The sequence below is a fragment of the Pseudomonas sp. OF001 genome, from assembly GCF_904426495.1.
Classification (GTDB): domain Bacteria; phylum Pseudomonadota; class Gammaproteobacteria; order Pseudomonadales; family Pseudomonadaceae; genus Geopseudomonas.
Map to the genome: position 1 here is coordinate 223,028 of NZ_CAJGBM010000034.1, position 19,780 is coordinate 242,807.

General features: G+C 69.3%; 15 protein-coding genes. 7 read left to right on the forward strand and 8 right to left on the reverse strand.

The features are described 5' to 3' along the window. Window positions 1–3 precede the first annotated feature (3 nt). The gene (locus RA210_RS17130; protein WP_201487402.1) at window positions 4–1,410 is read left to right on the forward strand and encodes an adenosylmethionine--8-amino-7-oxononanoate transaminase; all 1,407 of its coding nucleotides are present in this window, start codon (window positions 4–6) and stop codon (window positions 1,408–1,410) included. 66 nt (window positions 1,411–1,476) lie between these two features. Then, window positions 1,477–2,196, forward strand: a complete 720-nt coding sequence (locus tag RA210_RS17135) for a 16S rRNA (uracil(1498)-N(3))-methyltransferase (protein ID WP_201487403.1) — start codon at window positions 1,477–1,479, stop codon at window positions 2,194–2,196. A 63-nt stretch (window positions 2,197–2,259) separates the two neighbouring features. On the opposite strand, the gene RA210_RS17140 is transcribed toward RA210_RS17135, so the two are convergent. The 8 genes from RA210_RS17140 to pilG all read right to left on the reverse strand — a co-directional run bounded on the left by RA210_RS17140 (window position 2,260) and on the right by pilG (window position 15,977). Beyond that, window positions 2,260–2,739 (reverse strand): chemotaxis protein CheW, encoded by a 480-nt coding sequence (locus RA210_RS17140; protein WP_201487404.1) that lies wholly within the window; start codon window positions 2,737–2,739, stop codon window positions 2,260–2,262. Window positions 2,740–2,752: 13 nt separating this feature from the next. Next, complete coding sequence (locus RA210_RS17145; protein ID WP_136491535.1) at window positions 2,753–3,775, reverse strand: chemotaxis protein CheB; 1,023 nt, start codon at window positions 3,773–3,775, stop codon at window positions 2,753–2,755. Next, entirely contained in the window at window positions 3,768–11,474 is a 7,707-nt protein-coding gene (locus RA210_RS22035) for an Hpt domain-containing protein (protein WP_201487405.1), read from the reverse strand. Before RA210_RS22035 ends, RA210_RS17145 begins: the two co-directional genes overlap by 8 nt. 24 nt (window positions 11,475–11,498) lie before the next feature. Beyond that, window positions 11,499–12,365: a CheR family methyltransferase gene (locus RA210_RS17155; protein ID WP_201487406.1), complete on the reverse strand. Its 867-nt coding sequence runs from the start codon at window positions 12,363–12,365 to the stop codon at window positions 11,499–11,501. Window positions 12,366–12,427: 62 nt separating this feature from the next. Then, entirely contained in the window at window positions 12,428–14,476 is a 2,049-nt protein-coding gene (locus tag RA210_RS17160) for a methyl-accepting chemotaxis protein (protein ID WP_201487407.1), read from the reverse strand. A 94-nt stretch (window positions 14,477–14,570) separates the two neighbouring features. Next, window positions 14,571–15,107 (reverse strand): chemotaxis protein CheW, encoded by a 537-nt coding sequence (locus tag RA210_RS17165; RefSeq protein ID WP_201487408.1) that lies wholly within the window; start codon window positions 15,105–15,107, stop codon window positions 14,571–14,573. Between the two features lie 46 nt (window positions 15,108–15,153). Beyond that, window positions 15,154–15,519 carry a twitching motility response regulator PilH gene (gene pilH, locus RA210_RS17170; RefSeq protein ID WP_136490466.1) on the reverse strand — a complete coding sequence of 122 codons (366 nt, stop codon included), beginning with the start codon at window positions 15,517–15,519 and terminating at the stop codon, window positions 15,154–15,156. A 47-nt stretch (window positions 15,520–15,566) separates the two neighbouring features. Next, the gene (gene pilG, locus RA210_RS17175) at window positions 15,567–15,977 is read right to left on the reverse strand and encodes a twitching motility response regulator PilG (protein ID WP_136490465.1); all 411 of its coding nucleotides are present in this window, start codon (window positions 15,975–15,977) and stop codon (window positions 15,567–15,569) included. A gap of 243 nt (window positions 15,978–16,220) precedes the next feature. Here pilG and gshB point away from each other — a divergent pair, with 243 nt between their 5' ends. The 5 genes from gshB (at window position 16,221) to pyrR (ending at window position 19,777) form a co-directional block, all read left to right on the forward strand. Next, window positions 16,221–17,180, forward strand: a complete 960-nt coding sequence (gshB, locus tag RA210_RS17180) for a glutathione synthase (protein ID WP_136490464.1) — start codon at window positions 16,221–16,223, stop codon at window positions 17,178–17,180. Window positions 17,181–17,288: 108 nt separating this feature from the next. Then, complete coding sequence (locus tag RA210_RS17185; RefSeq protein WP_201487409.1) at window positions 17,289–18,182, forward strand: energy transducer TonB; 894 nt, start codon at window positions 17,289–17,291, stop codon at window positions 18,180–18,182. A gap of 64 nt (window positions 18,183–18,246) precedes the next feature. Then, the gene (locus RA210_RS17190) at window positions 18,247–18,813 is read left to right on the forward strand and encodes a YqgE/AlgH family protein (protein WP_136490462.1); all 567 of its coding nucleotides are present in this window, start codon (window positions 18,247–18,249) and stop codon (window positions 18,811–18,813) included. Next, window positions 18,810–19,244, forward strand: a complete 435-nt coding sequence (ruvX, locus tag RA210_RS17195; RefSeq protein WP_136490461.1) for a Holliday junction resolvase RuvX — start codon at window positions 18,810–18,812, stop codon at window positions 19,242–19,244. The genes RA210_RS17190 and ruvX overlap by 4 nt, the downstream gene beginning before the upstream one ends. 17 nt (window positions 19,245–19,261) lie before the next feature. Beyond that, window positions 19,262–19,777, forward strand: coding sequence for a bifunctional pyr operon transcriptional regulator/uracil phosphoribosyltransferase PyrR (gene pyrR / locus RA210_RS17200; RefSeq protein ID WP_136490460.1), 516 nt, complete (start codon window positions 19,262–19,264; stop codon window positions 19,775–19,777). Window positions 19,778–19,780 lie beyond the last annotated feature (3 nt).

Sequence of the window (19,780 nt, forward strand, 5' to 3'; positions counted from 1 at the left end):
TCGATGAGCCGCAATCAACAGTGGATGGAGCGCGATCTGGCCGTGCTCTGGCACCCCTGCACGCAGATGAAGGACCACGAGCAGCTGCCGCTGATCCCGATCCGTCGGGGCGAGGGCGTGTGGCTGGAGGACTTCGACGGCCGGCGCTACCTGGATGCGGTCAGCTCCTGGTGGGTCAACGTGTTCGGCCACGCCAACCCGCGGATCAACGCGCGCATCAAGGAGCAGCTGGAGAGCCTCGAGCACGTGATGCTCGCCGGCTTCAGCCACCAGCCGGTGATCGAGCTGTCCGAACGCCTGGTGGCAATCACCCCGCCGGGTCTTTCCCGGGTGTTCTATGCCGACAACGGCTCCTCGGGCATCGAGGTGGCGCTGAAGATGAGCTTCCACTACTGGCGCAACGTCGGCCGCGACGGCAAGAAGCGCTTCGTCACCCTGACCAACAGCTACCACGGCGAAACCGTGGCGGCCATGTCGGTGGGCGACGTGGCGCTGTTCACCGACACCTACAAGCCGCTGCTGCTGGACACCTTCAAGGTGCCCAGCCCGGACTGCTACCTGCGCCCGGAGGGGGTGAGCTGGGAGGAGCATTCGCAGGCGATGTTCGCCCACATGGAGCAGACCCTGGCCGAGCATCACGGCGAGATCGCCGCGGTGATCGTCGAGCCGCTGATCCAGGGCGCCGGCGGCATGCGCATGTATCACCCGGTGTACCTGCGGCTGCTGCGCGAGGCCTGCGACCGTTACGGCGTGCACCTGATCGCCGACGAGATCGCCGTCGGCTTCGGCCGCACCGGCACCATGTTCGCCTGCGAGCAGGCCGGTATCACCCCGGACTTCCTGGTGCTGTCCAAGGCGCTGACCGGCGGCTACCTGCCGATGGCCGCGGTGCTGACCACCGACGACGTCTACCAGGCGTTCTACGCCGACTATGCCACCCTGCGCGCCTTCCTCCACTCGCACACCTACACCGGCAACCCGCTGGCCTGCGCCGCCGCCCTGGCGACCCTGGACATCTTCGCGCAGGACGACGTGATCGAGCGCAACAAGACCCTGGCCGCGCGCATGGCCAGCGCCACCGCGCACCTCGGGGACCACCCGCACGTCGCCGAGGTGCGCCAGACCGGCATGGCGCTGGCCATCGAGATGGTCGCCGACAAGGCCGGCAGGACGCCCTATCCGTGGCAGGAGCGCCGCGGCCTCGCCGTCTACCAGCACGCTCTGGCGCGCGGCGCGCTGCTGCGCCCGCTGGGCAGCGTGGTGTACTTCCTGCCGCCCTACGTGATCACCCCCGAGCAGATCGACTTCCTCGCCGAGGTGGCCAGCGAGGGCATCGACATCGCCACCCGCGAGGCGGTCCGCGTGAGCGTGCCGGCCGGCGGCCCGGCGACCTTCCACGATCCGGGCTGACCTGCAAGCGGCGCACGGAAACCGGTAAGCTAGCCGTCTTTCCGTCGCCGTCCGCCGCTGCCCACCATGCGTCTATCCCGTTTCTTCGTCGATCTCCCCCTGTCCCTCGGCCGTTTCGATCTGCCGGAGGCCCAGGCCCACTACATCGGCCGCGTGCTGCGGCTCGCCGCCGGCGACGCCGTGCAGCTGTTCGACGGCAGCGGCCGCGAGTTCGTCGGCGAACTGGTCGAGGTGGGCAAGAAGAACGTGCAGGTGGAGCTGCGCGAGCAGCTCGCCGGGCTCGCCGAGTCGCCGCTGCACATCCACCTCGGCCAGGGCCTGTCGCGCGGCGAGCGCATGGACTGGGCGATCCAGAAGGCCACCGAGCTGGGGGTCGCCGAGATCACCCCGATCATCAGCGAGCGCTGCGAGGTACGCCTGAAGGACGAGCGTGCCGACAAGCGCCTGGCCCACTGGCGCCAGGTGGCGATCAGCGCCTGCGAGCAGTGCGGCCGCTCGGTGCTGCCGATCATCCATGCGCCGCTGACCCTGGCCGAGTGGCTGGAGCAGACCGCCGCCGAGCTGAAGCTGGTGCTGCATCCGGTCGCCGAACCGCTGACCGGCCATGCCCGCCCGGCCTCGCTGGCCTTCCTGATCGGCCCGGAAGGCGGCCTGAGCGATGCCGAGGTGGCGCAGGCGCAGCGCGCCGGCTACCAGGCCGCCCGCCTCGGCCCGCGGGTGCTGCGCACCGAGACCGCGCCGGTGGTGGCGCTCAGCGTGGCCCAGCAGCTGTGGGGCGACTTCTGAACGCCTGCCCCTGAAACGCCACAGGCCCGCAGATGCGGGCCTGTGGCGTTGCGGCGGTTCAGCTCAGATCAGGCCGATATCGGCCAGCTTCTGCTCCAGGGCGATCAGGTCGGGGATGCGCGCCAGCTCGCCCTCGACCAGCGCCGAATCCAGCTCCAGCGCGGCCAGCGGGGCGCCGGCGCTGGCCAGCTGGGTATCGAGCCGCTGCGGCCGCGGGATGCCCTGCACCAGCAGGGCGAAGAACTTCAACTGCGGCCGGCCGCCGATGGCGTTGATCACCGCGATGCGCGCCCCGCTGCCCACCGCCGGCGGCTTGCCGCTGGACGCCGCCTCGAAGGACAGCAGCGGCAGGCGCAGGTCGCGCCAGATGAGGTCGCCCAGATACCAGTCCGGAGTCCCCGGATGCGCCTCGACCGGACGCTGGTTGATCAGCTCGGCCAGCGCCACGCTGGGCAGCAGCAGGACGCGGTCGCTGAGCGGCAACAGCAGGGTGTTGAGGGTTTGTTGTGCCGCGCCGGCGGTGACGGGGGCTGCTTGGCTCATGGCTGACTCCTGCTCACTGGTCGTACTGCTCGGCCAGGCGCACCACCAGCGCCTCGGCCAGCTCGCGCGGGGTCGCGCTGAAACTGCTGTGGCCTCCGTCGCGCAGGCTGTCCGGCATGCTCGGGCAGGCGCAGCTGTCGGCCTTCTGGGTCCAGATCAGGCCGCCCTGACGGCGCAGATAGGCGGCGGCGGCGCTGCCGTCGCTGCCCATGCCGCTGAAGGCGATCACGCCGCAGCAGGACGGAAACTGCTGGGCCAGGTTGAGCATCATCTGGTCGATCGACGGGCTGTAGGGCTCCGGCCAGGAGCGGTCGAGGATGCGCATGCAGCCATCCTCGTCGAAGGCCAGCTCGTGGCTGATCGGCGCCACCACCACCTCGCCGCAGCGCACCCGGTCGCCCTCGCGGGCCAGGTTGACCGGCCACTGGCTGTGGCGGCCGACCGCCTGGGGCAGGCGCTGCTCGAACGACGGATCGATGTGCTGGGCGTAGATGAAGCCCAGCGGCAGGCCGCCGGGCAGGGCGTCGAGGAACTCCTTGACCGCCTCCGGGCCGCCCAGCGAGGCCGCCAGCAGCCACACCTGCTCGGCCGGTTCGCCGATGGCCAGCGCCGTCTCGGCCAGCGCTTCCGGCAGGTTGAGCCGCGGCGGGCGCTGGCCGTTGGCGAGCAGCGCCTCCAGGCTCGGGCCGACCGCGCGGGCCGGATCGCCGACCAGGCGCTTGAGCTTGCCGAGCAGGCGCCGCTCCCAGCGGGGGTAGTGCTCGGAGCTGCGCTCCGGAGCCTGTCCCTCGCCGAACAGCACCGGGGCGCTGGCCTGCTCGAGGAGCCGGTCGATCAGCGGCGAATCCTCCAGCTGGGCCAGGTCGACCAGCCACAGGTCCGGCATGCAGGCGCTCAGCTGCTCGTCGTCGAGACGCAGCGGGTCGCTGTTGAGCAGCACCTGGTAGCCATTGGCCTGCAGGGTCTGCTGCAGCACGTGGCGCTGCAGCGAGGTGTCGGCGATGACCGCGACGCGGCCGCTGCTACGTTCACTCATGACGACCTACCAACTGCTGGATCTGCTCGAGCAGCGCCGCTTCCTGATACGGCTTGCCGAGATACTGGTTGACTCCGATGGCCAGCGCGCGCTCGCGGTGCTTCTCGCCGGTCCGCGAGGTGATCATGATGATCGGCAGGTCCTTGAGACGCTCGTCGTGGCGCACCAGGGTGGCCACCTCGAAGCCGTCCATGCGCGGCATCTCGATGTCGAGCAGCATCACGTCCGGCACCACGTCCTGCAGCTGGGCGATGGCGTCGACGCCGTCCTTGGCGGTCAGCACCTCCATGCCATTGCGCTCGAGCAGGCGCGTGGTCACCTTGCGCACGGTCACCGAGTCGTCGACCACCATGACCAGCGGCGGGCGCTGCTTGTCGGCGCTCTCCGTGCCGAGGCGCGCCACACCGGCCTGCCTTGGCAGCTGCTGGGCCTGGCGGGCACGCAGGGTGGCCAGCAGGTCGAGAATCACCACCACCCGGCCGTCGCCGAGGATGGTTGCGCCGGAGATCCCCGGCACGCCGGAGAACTGCGCGCCGAGACTCTTCACCACGATCTCGCGCGAGCCGGCCAGGCTGTCCACCTGCACCGCGGTGGCGTATTCCGCCGAGCGCACCAGGATCACCGGCAGCGGCAGGCTCTGCGCCGCCAGCTTGGGCTGCTGGCCGTTGTTCAGCAGCTCGCCGAGATACTTCACCTGGTACTGCTGCCCGGCGTACTCGAAGCGCGGTGCGCCCGGCTGGTAGTAGGCCTCCAGCTCGTAGGGCGAGATGCGCACGATGCCCTCCACGGTGTTCAGCGGGATGGCGTACAGGTCTTCGCCGGAGTGCACCATCAGCGCGCGGTTGACCGACACGGTGAACGGCAGGCGCACCAGGAAGCGGGTGCCCTGGCCGGCGACCGAGTCGATGCTGACCGAGCCCCCGAGCTGCTTGACCCCGGAGGCCACCACGTCCATGCCCACGCCACGCCCGGAGATCTGGGTGACCTTGGCGGCGGTGGAGAAGCCGGCCTCGAGGATGAACTGCAGCACCTCGTAGTCGGACAGTTCGGACTCGGCGGCCATCAGGCCGCGCTCGACGGCCTTGCGGCGCACTGCAGCGATGTTCACCCCGGCGCCGTCGTCGGCCAGGGTCAGCAGGATGTCGCCGCCCTCGCGGCTCAGGCTCAGGCGGATGGTGCCCGCCTCCGGCTTGCCGGCGGCGCGGCGCACTTCCTGCGCCTCGATGCCGTGGTCGACGGCATTGCGCAGCATGTGCTCCAGCGGCGCCACCATGCCTTCCAGCACGCTGCGGTCCATCTCGCCTTCGGCGTTGTGCACCACCAGTTCGACCTGCTTGCCCAGCTCGCCGGCGACCTGGCGCACGATACGGCGCAGGCGCGGCACCAGGCGGTCGAACGGCACCATGCGGGTGCGCATCAGGCCTTCCTGCAGCTCGGTGTTGACCCGCGCCTGCTGCAGCAGCAGGGTCTCCGCATCGCGGTTGCGCGCGGTCAGGGTTTCCTTGAGGTCGAGCAGGTCGGACGCCGACTCGAACAGTGCGCGCGAGAGCTGCTGCAGCTGCGAGTAGCGGTCCATTTCCAGCGGGTCGAAGTCCTCGTAGCCGGCCCGCTCGCTCTCGGCCTGGTAGCGCGAGAGGATCTGCGCCTGGGTTTCGGTATCCAGGCGGCGCAGCTGGTCGCGCACCCGTTCGATGGTCGCTTCCATCTCGCCGAGGGTGAAGGCGGTGTCGTTGACCTGCTGCTCGACGCGCCCCCGGAAGATCGAGGTCTCGCCGGCCAGGTTGACCAGCGCCTCGAGCAGCTCCGCCGGCACCTTGACCAGCTCCTGCGGCGCGCGACGCGCAGCGGCCTCGGCAGCCGCCTGCTGGGCACGCTGGACGAAGGGCAGCACCTTGCGCGGAACGTCGTCGCGCACCGGGGTGAGCCGCTGCACCAGCGGCTCCAGGCGCGGCGCGACCGGCGCAGCGGACGGCTCCGGCCCTTCGGCCGCCTCGCTGGGCAGCCGCGTGCGCAGCTGCTCGACATCGGCCAGCAGGCGCTCGTAACCGCTCTGCAGGGCCGGGAACAGCGAGGCCAGCGCGCTGCTGTCGGTCGCGGCCGCGTTCAGGTGCTGCTCGAGTTCGAGGGCCAGCTCGCCCAGATGCCGCAGGCCGGCCAGGCGCGCACCGCCCTTGAGGGTGTGCAGCACGCGCAGCAGGTCGTCCAGCGGCGCGGCGCCACGGCCTTCCCAGCTGCCGAGTGCGGACTCCAGCGCCTCCAGCAGGTCGCCGGCCTCCTCGAGGAACAGCGACAGCACATCGTTGTCGCTCAGCTCCGGAGTGAGGAAGCCCGATTCGTCATCGTCCGCCGCGCTGTCGTCGAGCGGTTGCCCGGCCTGCGCCAGCGCATCGAGCGGCGCCGCGCAAGACGCGGCAGCCTCGGGCAGGACCGGAGCGGCAGGCTGGCGGGTATCGCCGCCCTGCTGCCCTTGCCGGCGGAAGCGACGGATCGCCTCGATCAGTTGTGCGCCATCGGGCAGCGCTTTGCCGCTGCGCAAGGCCTCGAGCATCAGGGCCAGGCGGTCGTGGCTGTCGTGCAGCAGACCGAACAGCGAAGACTCCGCCTGCAGGCGGCCATCGCCGAGGCCTTCGTAGAGGTATTCCAGCTCGTGAGCCAGGTCGCCGACCTCGCTGACCTCGGCCATGCGCGCACCGCCCTTGAGGGTGTGCAGATCGCGCTGCAGGGCTTCCAGGCCCGGACCGCGGGCGCCTGCCTCGATCCAGCGCTGCAGGGCCTCGCTGGCGGAGTCGAGGATGTCGAAGCCTTCCTCGAGGAAGATCTCCACCAGCTCCGGGTCGCGCTCGACCACCAGGCTGCTCTGCAGGTCGGCCTGCAGGGCCGCCGCATGCTGCGATGCAGCGGGCAGCGCCGGAGCCTCGGCGGCCATCGGCTCGGCGAATCCGCGCTCCTCGGCCAGCGACAGTGCCAGGAAGTCCAGGTCCGTGGCTTCGGCTTCGGCTTCGGCTTCGGCTTCGGCTTCGGCTTCGGCTTCGGCTTCGGCTTCGGCTTCGGCTTCGGCTTCGGCTTCGGCTTCGGCTTCGGCTTCAGGATGTGCGGGCAGGGCGCCTGCCGGCAAGTCCGGCATCTCCCCCTGACGCAGGGCGCGCATCTGTTCGAGCAGTGCGCCCGCTGCGGTCAGCGGCAGGCCCGACTGCAGCTCCTCCACCTGCCGGGCCAGCAGGTCGTGGCCCTCGTGCAGCAGGCCGACAGCGCCCTCGGCGAGGTCGAAACGACCATCGGTGAGACCTTCGTAGACGAACTCCAGCTCGTGGGCCAGATCGCCGATGGCACGGACCCCGGCCATGCGCGCACCACCCTTGAGGGTGTGCAGGTCACGCTGCAGCGAAGCCAGGGCGGAGCGGGCCTGGGGCTGGGCGAGCCAGCGCTCGAGTGCCTCGCCGGCACTCTCCAGGATATCGCCCGCCTCCTCGAGGAAGATCTCGACCATCTCCGCATCGGGAGCCTCGTCCTCGGGCACCACCGGCAGGGGTGCCGGTTCGGCAACGCCATCGGCCAGCGGCGGATCGAGTTCGGCCATCGGCTCGGCTTCTGCCGCCAGCTCGATCCCGGGCAGCGAAACAACATCGACCTCGGTCTGTGCGAGCAGGTCGAACTCCAGACCCGCGGCGGCTGCGGGCTCCGCCACCGGCTCGTCGGCCAGGGACAACTCGAACCCGAGCGGCGGGACGACATCCGCATCGGCCTCGACCACCGGTTCGGCATCCGCCAGCGACTCGAACTCCAGGCCCGCGGCGGCTGCGAACTCCGCCGCCGGCTCATCGGCCGGCGACGGCTCGAGTCCGGCCAGCGGGGCGGCCTCGGCATCGGCCACCGGCTCGGCATCCGTCAGCGACTCGAACTCCAGGACCGCGGCGGCATCGGACTCCGCTTCCGGCTCCTCGGCCAGGGACAACTCGAACCCGAGCGGCGGGACGGCATCGGCCTCGGCCACCGGCTCGGCAGCCGCCAGCGACTCGAACTCCAGGACCGCGGCGGCTTCGGGTTCCGCTTCCGGCTCCTCGGCCAGGGACAACTCGAACCCGAGCGGCGGGACGGCATCGGCCACGGCCACCGGCTCGGCAGCCGCCAGCGACTCGAACTCCAGGACCGCGGCGGCTTCGGGTTCCGCTTCCGGCTCCTCGGCCAGGAACAACTCGAACCCGAGCGGCGGGACGGCATCGGCCTCGGCCACCGGCTCGTCGGCCGGCGACGGCTCGAACTCGACTGGCGGGACGATATCGGCATCGACCACCGGCTCGGCTTCCACCAACAGATCGAACTCCGGGGCCTCGACCACGCTGCTGGCCTGAACCAGCAGCTGCTGCAGAGCCTGCACGCGCGCCGGCTGCGGAGCGACCTCGAGGCCGGCGGCAACCTGATCCATCATGCCGATCAGGGCTTCGTGGGCCGCCTCCACCTCGCGGAAGAACGGGCCATCCACCACCAGCCGCGACTCGCCGACGGCCGCATAGATCGCCAGCAGGGCGATGCACAGCTGATCGACCTGGGGCAGCTCGGCGTGCTGCGCACCGCGCGACAGGGTCGCCAGCTCGCTGCGCAGGGCCTCGAGTTCCTCGCGTTCGGCCGGATGCTGACGCCAGCGCGCCAGCAGATCGTCGGCATCCAGCAGGATGTCCATGCCCTCGGCGAGGAACTGGCTGATCAGCTTGGGATCGCGCCGGTCCTGGCTGCGCCAGCCGGCCTCGGCGGCATCCAGCTGCTCCTGGTGCAGCAGCTGCACCCGGGTCAGCAGCTCCTCGCTGCCCGGCAGGCGCGCCAGCGGCTCGCTGCCGAGGCGCTCCAGGCCGCGGCGCAGGAGCTTTTCCGCATCGCGCAGCAGCTCGGCGGCGGCCAGGCCGAAGGGTATCAGGTTGGTCTTGAACTCCTTCGCCAGTCTTTCCAGCGGCGCCGCCACTTCGGCGATCGGCTGGATACCGGCCATGTAGGCGCTGCCCTTGAGGGTGTGCAGGGCACGCTGCAGTTCGTCGGTGACCGCCTGCGGCAGTTCGCGGTCGCAGGCGCCGAGGAAGCGGACGATGGCTTCCAGATGGGCTTCGGCCTCGGCGAGGAACACCTCCAGCAGTTGCGGATCGAGCAACTCCTCGTCGGACGCAGCCTCGGCGGATGCGACGGTGGACTCTGCCGGCAGGCCGGCGGCGACCGCCTCGATCGCCGGTACGGCGCCAGGCAGGGGCTCGCCGCGCGACAGGGCATGGGCGCTGGCGGCCAGGCGGTCGACGTCGTCGCGCTGGCGCTGGGCCTTGGCGGCGTATTCATCGACCAGCGCCGGCAACAGGTCGACCACGTCGCGGATCACCTGCAGCAGCGGTGCATCGACCTGGATGCTGCGGTCGATGACCCGGTTGAGCATGTTCTCGATCGACCAGGCCAGCTCGCCGATGACCAGGGCGCGCACCATCCGGCCACTGCCTTTGAGGGTGTGGAACGCGCGGCGCACCTCGGTGAGCGCTTCGCGGTTGCCGGTGTCGGCGGCCCACTGCGGCAGGAATTCGTTGATGGTGTCGAGGACCTCGCCGGCTTCCTCGATGAACACCTCCTGCAGGTCCTCGTCCACCGGCTCCTCGTCGGCGGGCGGCGGCAGCAGCTGCGGCGGGGCGTCCTGGGCCGGCGGATTGATCGCCGCTACCGGCGTCGCCAGCACGGCGGCCAGGCTCAGCTCGGCTGCCGGCACTGCCGGCTGCGGCGCCTCGGCGGGCACTACGACCGGCTCCGTGGCCACCAGGGCCTCGGCTTCGACAGCCGCGGCCTGGGGATCCACCCCGACCGCCGCTTCGGCGGCCTCGACCGGCGCCGGAGCTTCGACCGCCAGCGGGGTTGCCACGGGCGGCGTCTCGGCCAGGGGCTCCAGCCGCGGCGCGGAAATGTCCGGCTCGGGCTCGGCGATGACCGCAACGGCCGGTTCGGCGCGCAGCTCCACCAGCTCGGGCATCGGCTCGTCGAGGATCGAACGGGTCGGCTGCAGGCCATAGCCCAGCGTCGTCAGGCTTTCCTCGGCGACGTCGAGGATCAGGTCGCCCTGGGTCACATGATCCTCGGCGATCCGCTCGAGGTAGTACTCGACGCTGGTGATGGCGTCGGCCAGGGTGTCCAGGCTCTGCCAGCTCGGCACCGCCTGGCGCACCAGCAGCTGCTCGCGGATGTAGCGGCAGCAGGCATCCAGCAGGGCCGCGGCACGCGGCAGCGGGATCATGCCGAGACCGCCGCGCACCTGGGTCAGCAGCTCGGGCACGCGGGCCAGATGCTCGTGATTCCACTGGGAACCGATGAACTCGATGATGGCATCCTTGGACTGCTCGAGGCCGTTGCGTGCTTCCTTGATCACCAACTGGTGGATCTGCCCCACATCGGTGGTCGGCAGCAGGTTGTCCTCGCCACGCTCGCCTTCGGCCGGACCGACCATGCCGGACAGGGTGGCCTCGACGAACAGCAGCGCGCCGGCGATGTCCATCAGCACCGCGTCGTTGGGCTGGCACTGACCGCCGATCAGCTGGCCGATGGTCAGCAGCTGGTCGGCGATCACCTTGCGCTGCTGGCCGAAGCCGAGCACCGCCAGGGTATCGCCGATCTGCTTGAGCGGCACCTGCAGGCCGACCAGATCGCTCAGCTGGCGCCGATCGCTGCGCACGAACAGGTCGAGGCTGTCCTTGACCCGCACCAGCTCCTCGCACAGGGCCCCGACCACCGAGCGCATGGCGTCGCGGTCGGGGCCGGCCATGCGGGCGCGCTCCTCGTCCACCAGACGGCTGTCGGGCATCGCCTCGGCCAGCTGGAAGCGCGCCTTCAGCTCGGCGGTACGCCCCGCCTCGCTGGGGCTCTTGGCCACATAGAACAGCAGGTTCTTCAGCAGTTGGTCGGGCGCCGGCTGGTTGAGCGCCGGCATGCCGTCGTCGATCAGGCGCTTGAGCTCGTGATCGACCTCGCGCAGCAGGGTGCGCAGGGTGTTGCTGGCGGCGATGCTGCCGTCGAGCAGTCCCTCGACCACGCCGGCAGCCACCGACCACAGCGGGCCGACGGGGGCAGTGGCGGTCAGGCTTTCCAGCTTGGCGAACACCTTGACCAGATAACCCAGCTGGGTCGCCGGTTCCTGGTTGCGGATGTAGCCTGCCAGCGCCACCTGCAGCATCTGCCGCAGCTTGCGCAGCAGGGTCGGCAGGCCGGCACGCTCCAGTCGCTCGAGGGCAGCCGGAGCCAGCGCTGCGGGCCGTGCGGCCGACAGGTCGGGGGAAAACAGGCTGGTTTCCGACAGCAGGCTCTCGCCACGGGCGGCGCGCAGGTCGTTGAGCAGCGGCAGCACCACCAGCGGCAGGTCGCGGCGGGCGCTCTGGATTCGCTCGAGGTAGACCGGCAGCTGCAGGATCGCCTGCATCAGCACTTCCAGCGCCTCGCCACGGCTGCCGCGCCCCTCGATCAGGGCCTGCAGCAGCCGCTCCATTTCCTCGGCCAGCAGAGCGGCGCCATAGAACTCGACCATCTGCAGGGTGCCTTGCACCTGATGGACGTGGTTCAGGCAGAAACGCAGGCGCGTCAGGTCCTGCGGGCTCTCGACGAACGCCTCCAGGGCCTGGCGGGCCTGCTTGAGGGTTTCCGCGATTTCGCCTTTGACCCACTCCAGGGCGACATAGTCGTGCCGATCACCCATAGCGACTCCACACATTGATCATGGTTACCCCTTTCGGGTAAAGGCCAGAACCCGCTCATCGGCGACCGGCTGCAGCTGCGGGTGACGCCAGTCGGCCACTTCGCCGACGCCGATCACCAGCAGCCCGCCCGGTACCAGACGCTCGACCAGGCGCGACAGGATCTCGCGCCGGCGCCAGCGCCGAAAGTAGATCAGCAGGTTCTGACAGAAGATGACATCCATGCCGCGCTGCGGCGCACGCTCGAGTTCGAGCACGTTCAGTCGGGCAAAGCAGACGCGTTCGCGCAGGGACTCGCAGACCTGGTAGCTGCCGTCGGACTGGTCCAGGAAGTAGCGCTCCAGCAGCTCGGCAGGCAGCTCGCCGACCCGCCGGGCGCCGTAGCGCCCCTCGCGGGCCCGGGCCAGGGCGCTGAGGCTGAGGTCGGTGCCGGTGACGCCGAAGCGGCGCCCTTCCAGACCGGCCTCGCGCTGCACCTCCGCCGCCACCACTGCCAGCGAGTAGGCCTCCTCGCCGCTGGAGCAGCCCACGCTCCACAGCTGCCAGGCACGTCCGCGCTCAAGTTGCTCCAGCCGCTCACGCAGGTAACCGGCGAGATACTCGTAGGACGCGGGATGACGGAAGAAACGGGTTTCCTGCACGGTCAGGCGGTCCATCAGGTGCGACCACTCCACAGCACCGCGCGGGCCGTCGGTCACCTGCTGGTAGTAGCTGGCGTAGCTGTCCAGCCCCAGCTCGCGCAGGCGCTTGCCCAGGGTGGTCTGCAGGAAGGCGCGGCGCTGCTCGTTGAGCACCATGCCGCTGCGGGTTTCCAGCAATTCCTGCCAGGCACGGAATTCCGCTGCCGTGATATCGGGCAGCGGCTTCATCGCCCAGACCGCGCTTGGCTGCATGCCGCGCCCCTCGCTCATGCTCGTCCGGCGGCAGCCCGTTCAGGCTGCCGCGCTCCATGGTTTCAGGCCTGTTCCCGGCGTTCCGGCAGGGTGAAACCGGATACCGACTTGCGCATGTCGCTGGCCATCTTGGCCAGGGTACCGATGCTGCGCGCCGTCGCGGTGGTACCCGACGAGGTCTGCGTGGTGATTTCCTGAATCACGTACATGGTGTTGGAGATGTGGCCGGCCGAGGAGGACTGCTGGCGGGCGGCGTTGGAGATGTTCTGGATCAGCGCCGCGAGGCTGCGCGATACCTTCTCGATCTCTTCCAGGGCCACACCGGCGTCCTGTGCCAGACGGGCACCGCGCACCACCTCGGTGGTGGTCTGCTCCATCGAGATGACCGCCTCGTTGGTGTCGGTCTGGATGGTCTTCACCAGTGCCTCGATCTGCTTGGTCGCCGCCGAGGAGCGTTCCGCGAGGCGCTGTACTTCGTCCGCAACCACGGCGAAGCCGCGACCGGCGTCACCGGCCATGGATGCCTGGATCGCCGCGTTGAGTGCCAGGATGTTGGTCTGGTCGGCAATGTCGTTGATCAGGCTGACGATGTCACCGATCTCCTGGGACGATTCACCGAGACGCTTGATCCGCTTGGAGGTGTCCTGGATCTGCTCGCGGATGTTGTCCATGCCGGCGATGGTGTTCTGCACCACCTCATTGCCCTTGTTGGCGATGGCCACCGAGCGCTCCGCCACCGCGGAGGATTCGGCGGCGTTGGCCGATACCTGGTCGATGGAGACCGCCATCTCGTTGATCGCCGCGGAGGCGCCGGCGATTTCCTGGGCCTGGTGCTCGGAAGCCTCGGCCAGGTGCATCGCGGTGGCCTGGGTTTCCTGGGCGGCGGCGGCCACCTGCACGGCGGTCTGGTTGATGGTTTCCACCAGGTCGCGCAGCTGGTCGATGGAGTAGTTGATCGAGTCGGCGATGGCGCCGGTGAAGTCCTCGGTCACCGTGGCCTGCACGGTCAGGTCACCGTCGGCGAGGTCGCCGATCTCGTCGAGCAGACGCAGGATCGCGGTCTGGTTGCGGTCGTTCTTCTCGGCGGTCTCGGCCAGACGGCCGCGGGTATCGCGTACCAGGATCAACGCCATCAGCATGATCGAGGCCAGCGCCACCAGGCCCAGCAGGTAGCCGGCCAGGGTGTTGAAGGCGCGCTCTTCGACCAGGCCTTCGAAGTCGTCGGCCAGCTGGGTGGTGTGCTCCAGCACCTTCTGCGACACGCCGAAGATGTTGTTGGCGGACTCGCGCACCTGGAACAGCTGCGGCGAGGTCTCGAGGATCTCGTCCACCGAACCGGAAACGAAGGCGAACAGTTCGGAAATCTCGTTGAGGCGGCTGATCGCCTCGGCATCGGTCACCTTGGTGATCGACATCGCCGGGTTGCCCTCGTTCATGCCTTTCAGTACGCGACCGAACAGGCTGGCGTCGCGGCCGAAGCTGTCGGCGGCCTGCACCGAGTCCTCGGCGCCAGCGAGCACCTTGTTCACCGAGGCGAGGATACGCTCGGCCAGCAGGGTCTGGCGCTGGGCCACCGCCACCTGGTCGGGCGAAGCGCCGTTCTCGAGGAGGATGTCCACCACTTCCTCGTATTCGGCCTGCAGCTGCGGAATGGTCTCGGCCAGGGTCTCGGCCACCTGGTGCAGCGACAGCACGGTCTGCTGGCTGGCCAGGATGGCGTCGGCGCTGTCGCGCAGGCGCGTCCACTCGCCCTCCAGGGCGGCCATGTCGGCGGCGACCGCCTCCGGGCTGGCCGGCAGGCCGGTGGCCGGGTCACCCTTGGCCACCCAGTCCCAGCGCTGCTGGAAGTCGTCGCGCTCGCTCTTCAGCAGGGCGAAGGCTTCGCCCTTGCCCGCCGCCGCCTCGATGGCGTTCTTGGCGATCCCCTGCGACAGCAGTCGCAGCTCGCCGGCGTGGCCGATATACTGCTTGTCGTGCTCGGCCTGCTGGTTGAGGTACGCGAAGTTGGCGAACAGCAGCACCACGGAGACGATCAGGATGGCGAACAGCCCCCCGATCAGCGTGCTGCTGCGCATGCCGGTGAACAGATTGCCTGCGTTGAGTTTTTTCATCGTCTGGCCCCCGCCTGGACCTTCCACACTGAAACGGATCCCAAGTAACACCGCGGGCCGGCAACGCCGACCCGCCCGAAAGATCTAGCTGTAGCTATACGGCAACATCGAGAAACGCCTGCTCCCTGGCCAGCGCATGCGGGCTGAATACCAGCCAGGGTCGCTCGCGCAGGAACACGCCATGAATCAGGGGCTGGAGAGCCGCCTCGAGCGGCGGCAGCTGCTCGGTGAAGGCTTCCACGGAGAAGTGCTGCATGCCGAACACTTCGTCGACCACCAGGCCGGCGAACACCTTGTCGTGCTCGACCACCAGCACCCGGCGCTGCTTGCGCAGCGGCGACAGTTCGCCCCCCAGGAAGCCGCACAGATCCATGATCGGCAGCAGGCGTCCGCGCACGTTGGCGACGCCCTTCACCCAGTTCTTGACCCCGGGCAGCAGGGTGTAGCGCGGCTCGTGCAGGACTTCGGTGACCTCGCCCATCGGCGAGACGAACAGCCGCGCGCCCATGCGAAAGCCGATGCCGCTCCAGCTCTGCGCCACTTCCTGCTGGGCCGGCAGGCCCGCGGAATAGCGCCGGCAGAGCTGGTCGATGCCGAGCAGTCGCTGGAAAGGTGTGATGACATCGGACATGCCGGCCCTGGCCTTCTTCTTGTCTGGGGTTGTCGTGCTCCGCCCCTCAGCCAGCCTGGACGGCGGCGATGGTCTTGAGCAGGGTGTCTTCTTCGACCGGCTTGGTCAGGTAGTCGCGCGCGCCCTGGCGCTTGCCCCAGACCTTATCGGTTTCCTGATCCTTGGTGGTGACGATGATGACCGGAATGTGACCGGTTTCCGGATCCTTGGTCAGCTGACGGGTGGCCTGGAAACCGTTGAGCCCCGGCATGACCACGTCCATCAGCACCACGTCGGGCTTTTCCTGGCGCGCCAGGGCGACACCGTCGGCGCCGTTCTCCGCCTTGAGTACCTGATGGCCATGCTTTTCGAGCATGGCGGTCAGCTTGTACATCTCGGTCGGCGAGTCATCAACAATCAGAATACGAGCCATGGAATCCCCCAAAAAAAGGCACGCGTCGGCAGCCGGAAGGCCGGACGTCAGGTGGTTGCTTGCTCCACCGGCACAAAGCCCGGAACGTGCGCCTTGATCGCACCGAGCAGCTCCTCCTTGCTGAAGGGCTTGGTCAGGTACTGGTCGGAGCCGACGATACGTCCCTTGGCCTTGTCGAACAGACCGTCCTTGGAGGACAGCATGATCACCGGCGTGGATTTGAACGCACTATTATTCTTGATCAGGGCGCAGGTTTGGTAGCCATCCAGGCGCGGCATCATGATGTCGACGAAGATGATGTTCGGATGCGAGTCGGCGATCTTGGCCAGGGCATCGAAACCGTCGACGGCAGTGATGACGTCACAACCCACTTTCTTCAGCAGCGTTTCGGCGGTCCGACGAATCGTCTTCGAATCGTCGATCACCATGACTTTCAAGCCTTCGGAGTGTTGATCCATGTCTGCCCTACCATTGCCTCGGTGAGTCGTTGTTGTCCATCGCCCATACGCATGCAGCGCTGCCACTCACGGGCTGCAACCTGATCGCCGGGGCTTTTTAGCACACTATTCCGAAGCAAAGCCATAAGCCCCGGAAGTGCAAGGTTTTTCCTTGACTCAAGGCAAACTCGCGGCCACCTTGGGCTACCGTCAATCGCCTTGTTCGGCTGCCAAGCCGTGGTTTCGTTGTGGAGGACTTCCCTTATGAGCGTTCGCCTGGGCATCGTCATGGATCCCATCGCCCGCATCGCCTTCAAGAAGGACAGCTCGCTGGCCATGCTGTTCGCCGCCCAGGCCCGCGGCTGGTCGCTGTTCTACATGGAGCAGAGCGACCTCTACCTGCGCGACGGCCAGGTACGCGCCCGCACGCGGCCGCTGCAGGTCATCCATGACCCCAAGCACTGGTTCCACCTCGACGACGAGCAGGATCTGGCCCTGCACGAACTGGACGTGGTCCTGATGCGCAAGGATCCGCCCTTCGACAACGAGTTCCTCTATTGCACCCACCTGCTCGAGCAGGCCGAGCGCGAGGGCCTGCTGGTGGTCAACCGCCCGCAGAGCCTGCGCGACTGCAACGAGAAGCTGTTCGCCACCCGCTTCCCGCAGTGCACTCCGCCGACCCTGGTGAGCCGGCGCGTCGACATTCTGCGCGAGTTCGCCGACGAGCAGCGTGACATCATTCTCAAACCCCTGGACGGCATGGGCGGCTCGTCGATCTTCCACCACCGCCACGGCGACCCCAACCTGTCGGTGATCCTCGAGACCCTGACCGCCCACGGCAGCCGGCAGATCATGGCGCAGCGCTACCTGCCGGCGATCAAGGACGGCGACAAGCGCATCCTGATGATCGACGGCGAGCCGGTGCCCTACTGCCTGGCGCGCATCCCGGCGCAGGGCGAGACGCGCGGCAACCTGGCCGCCGGCGGGCGCGGCGAGGCGCGCCCGCTGACCGAGCGCGACCGCTGGATCGCCGCCCAGGTCGGCCCGACCCTGCGCGACAAGGGCCTGCTGTTCGTCGGTCTCGACGTGATCGGCGAGCACCTCACCGAGATCAACGTGACCAGCCCGACCTGCATCCGCGAGATCGACGCCGCCTTCGGCACCGACATCGCCGGCCAACTGATGGACGCGATCGCCGGCAAGCTGGCCGCTCGCCAGGGCTGAGCCGCAGACGGCGGCACGCCGTGGCAAAGCGCCAAGGCGCGGAGCACTTCATGGACTTTTGCCGGAGCCGGCGGCAGACTGCGCCGACTCCCTGCCATGCGCCAACCGATGAACGCTGCCGTCCACACCTCCTACCCCAGCTCCGCCGGCGTGCGCCCGGCGGACCGTCTGGGCTTCACCCTGTTCCTCGCCGCCGCCGTGCACCTGGCGCTGATCCTCGGCGTGAGCTTCGCCCTGCCCGAGCCGAGCCTGGTGAGCAAGACCCTCGACGTCACCCTGGCCAGCTTCAGGAGCGCGGAGAAGCCCAGGCAGGCCGACTTCCTCGCCCAGCACGACCAGCAGGGCAGCGGCAGCCTGGAGCACAAGGCCACGCCGAAGACCACCGAGCTGGCGCCGTTCCAGGACAGCGAGATCCGCCGCATCGAGCCGCCGGCACAGCCCAAGGCCAGCCAGCCGCCGCAGCCGAGCAAGGCCGCGGTCGCCACCCGCACGCCGCAGCCGCAGAAGACCCAGGCCAAGGCGGAAACCCCGCGCCCGCCGCAGCCGGCACAGAAGGCGCCGGAATTCGACAGCAGCCAGCTGTCCTCGGAGATCGCCAGCCTGGAAGCCCAGCTCAGCCACGAGCGCCAGCTGTACGCCAAGCGCCCGCGCATCCACCGTCTCAACGCCGCCTCGACCATGCGCGACAAGGGTGCCTGGTACAAGGAGGAATGGCGGCGCAAGGTCGAGCGGGTCGGCAACCTCAACTATCCCGACGCCGCCCGTCGCGAGCGCATCTACGGCAACCTGCGCCTGCTGGTGGCGATCAACCGCGACGGCACCCTGCGCGAGGTGCAGGTGCTGGAGTCCTCCGGCCAGCCGATCCTCGACCAGGCCGCCCTGCGCATCGTGCGCCTGTCCGCACCCTTCGCGCCGTTCAGCGGCGACCTCAGCGACGTCGACGTGCTGGAGATCATCCGCACCTGGCGCTTCGAGCGCGGCGACCGCCTCGGCAGCTACTGAGGCCGCACCAGCCAGGGCGTACGGCCCCTTGCAGCGACTGCCCCCACCGCCGAAACTAGGGCCCATGAACACAGACTCCGGCTACCTCAAGCACCACTTCCTGATCGCCATGCCGCACATGGCCGATCCCAACTTCGCCCAGACGCTGATCTACCTGGTCGAGCACAACCAGCACGGCGCCATGGGTCTGGTGGTCAATCGCCCCGGCGAACTCGACCTGGCCGACGTGCTCGAACAGCTGCGCCCCGGCAGCGAACCGGCCGAACACTGCCGGCAGGTGCCGATCTACGCCGGCGGCCCGGTTCATACCGACCGCGGCTTCGTCCTCCATCCGCACGGCTGGCACTACCAGGCCACCCTCGAGCTGGGCGAGCTGGCACTGTCCACCTCGCAGGACGTGCTGCTGGCCATCGCCGACGGCAGCGGCCCGGACCGCCACCTGATCGCCCTCGGCTACGCCGGCTGGGAAGCCGGCCAGCTGGAGGCCGAGCTGATCGACAACGCCTGGCTGACCTGCCCGGCCGAGCCGACGGTGCTGTTCGACGTCGCCGCCGACCAGCGCCTGCAGCGCGCCGCCGCGGAGCTGGGCGTCGACCTCGGCCTGCTCACCAGCCAGGCCGGCCACGCATGAGCGCCCCGCGCCTGCTGCTCGGCTTCGACTACGGCACCCGGCAGATCGGCGTCGCCGTCGGCCAGGCGATCACCGGCCAGGCCCGCGAGCTGTGCGTGCTCAAGGCGCAGAACGGCGTGCCGGACTGGAGCCAGATCGAACGACTGGTCAAGGAGTGGCAGCCGGACGCCATCGTCGTCGGCCTGCCGCTGAACATGGACGGCACGCCCAGCGAGATGAGCGCCCGCGCCGAGAAGTTCGCCCGCCGCCTGCACGGCCGCTTCAACCTGCCGGTGTTCACCCACGACGAGCGCCTGACCACCTTCGAGGCCAAGGGCCGGCGCCTGGCCGAGGGCCAGCGCGGCGGCTATCGTGAACGCCCGGTGGACGCCCTGGCCGCCGCCCTGCTGCTCGAGGGCTGGCTGGAACAGCAGCCCGCCCACCCGCTTTGACTGCCCGAGGAGTGCCCATGACCCTGCCCGATCCCGCCGCCCTGCTGTCGCAGATGGCTGCCGACCTGCGCGCCCATCTCGACCGCCGCGGCATCCGCGACCCGCTGTTCGTCGGCATCCACACCGGCGGCGTGTGGGTGGCCCGCGCCCTGCTCGCCGAGCTCGGCCAGGACGACACCGCGCTGGGCGTGCTCAACGTGTCCTTCTACCGCGACGACTTCAGCCGCCACGGCCTGCACCCGCAGGTGCAGCCCTCGGCGCTGCCGTTCGATGTCGAGGACCGCCACCTGGTACTGATCGACGACGTGCTGATGAGCGGGCGCACCGTGCGCGCGGCGCTCAACGCCCTGTTCGACTACGGCCGCCCGGCCAGCGTGACCCTGGCCTGCCTGCTCGACCTGGACGCCCGCGAGCTGCCGATCCGCGCCGACGTGCTCGGCGCCACCCTGTCGCTGGCCCCCGACCAGCGGGTAAAATTGCACGGTCCCGCACCGCTCGCCCTCGAGCTGCAGACCCTCGCCGCCTCCCACTGAGAA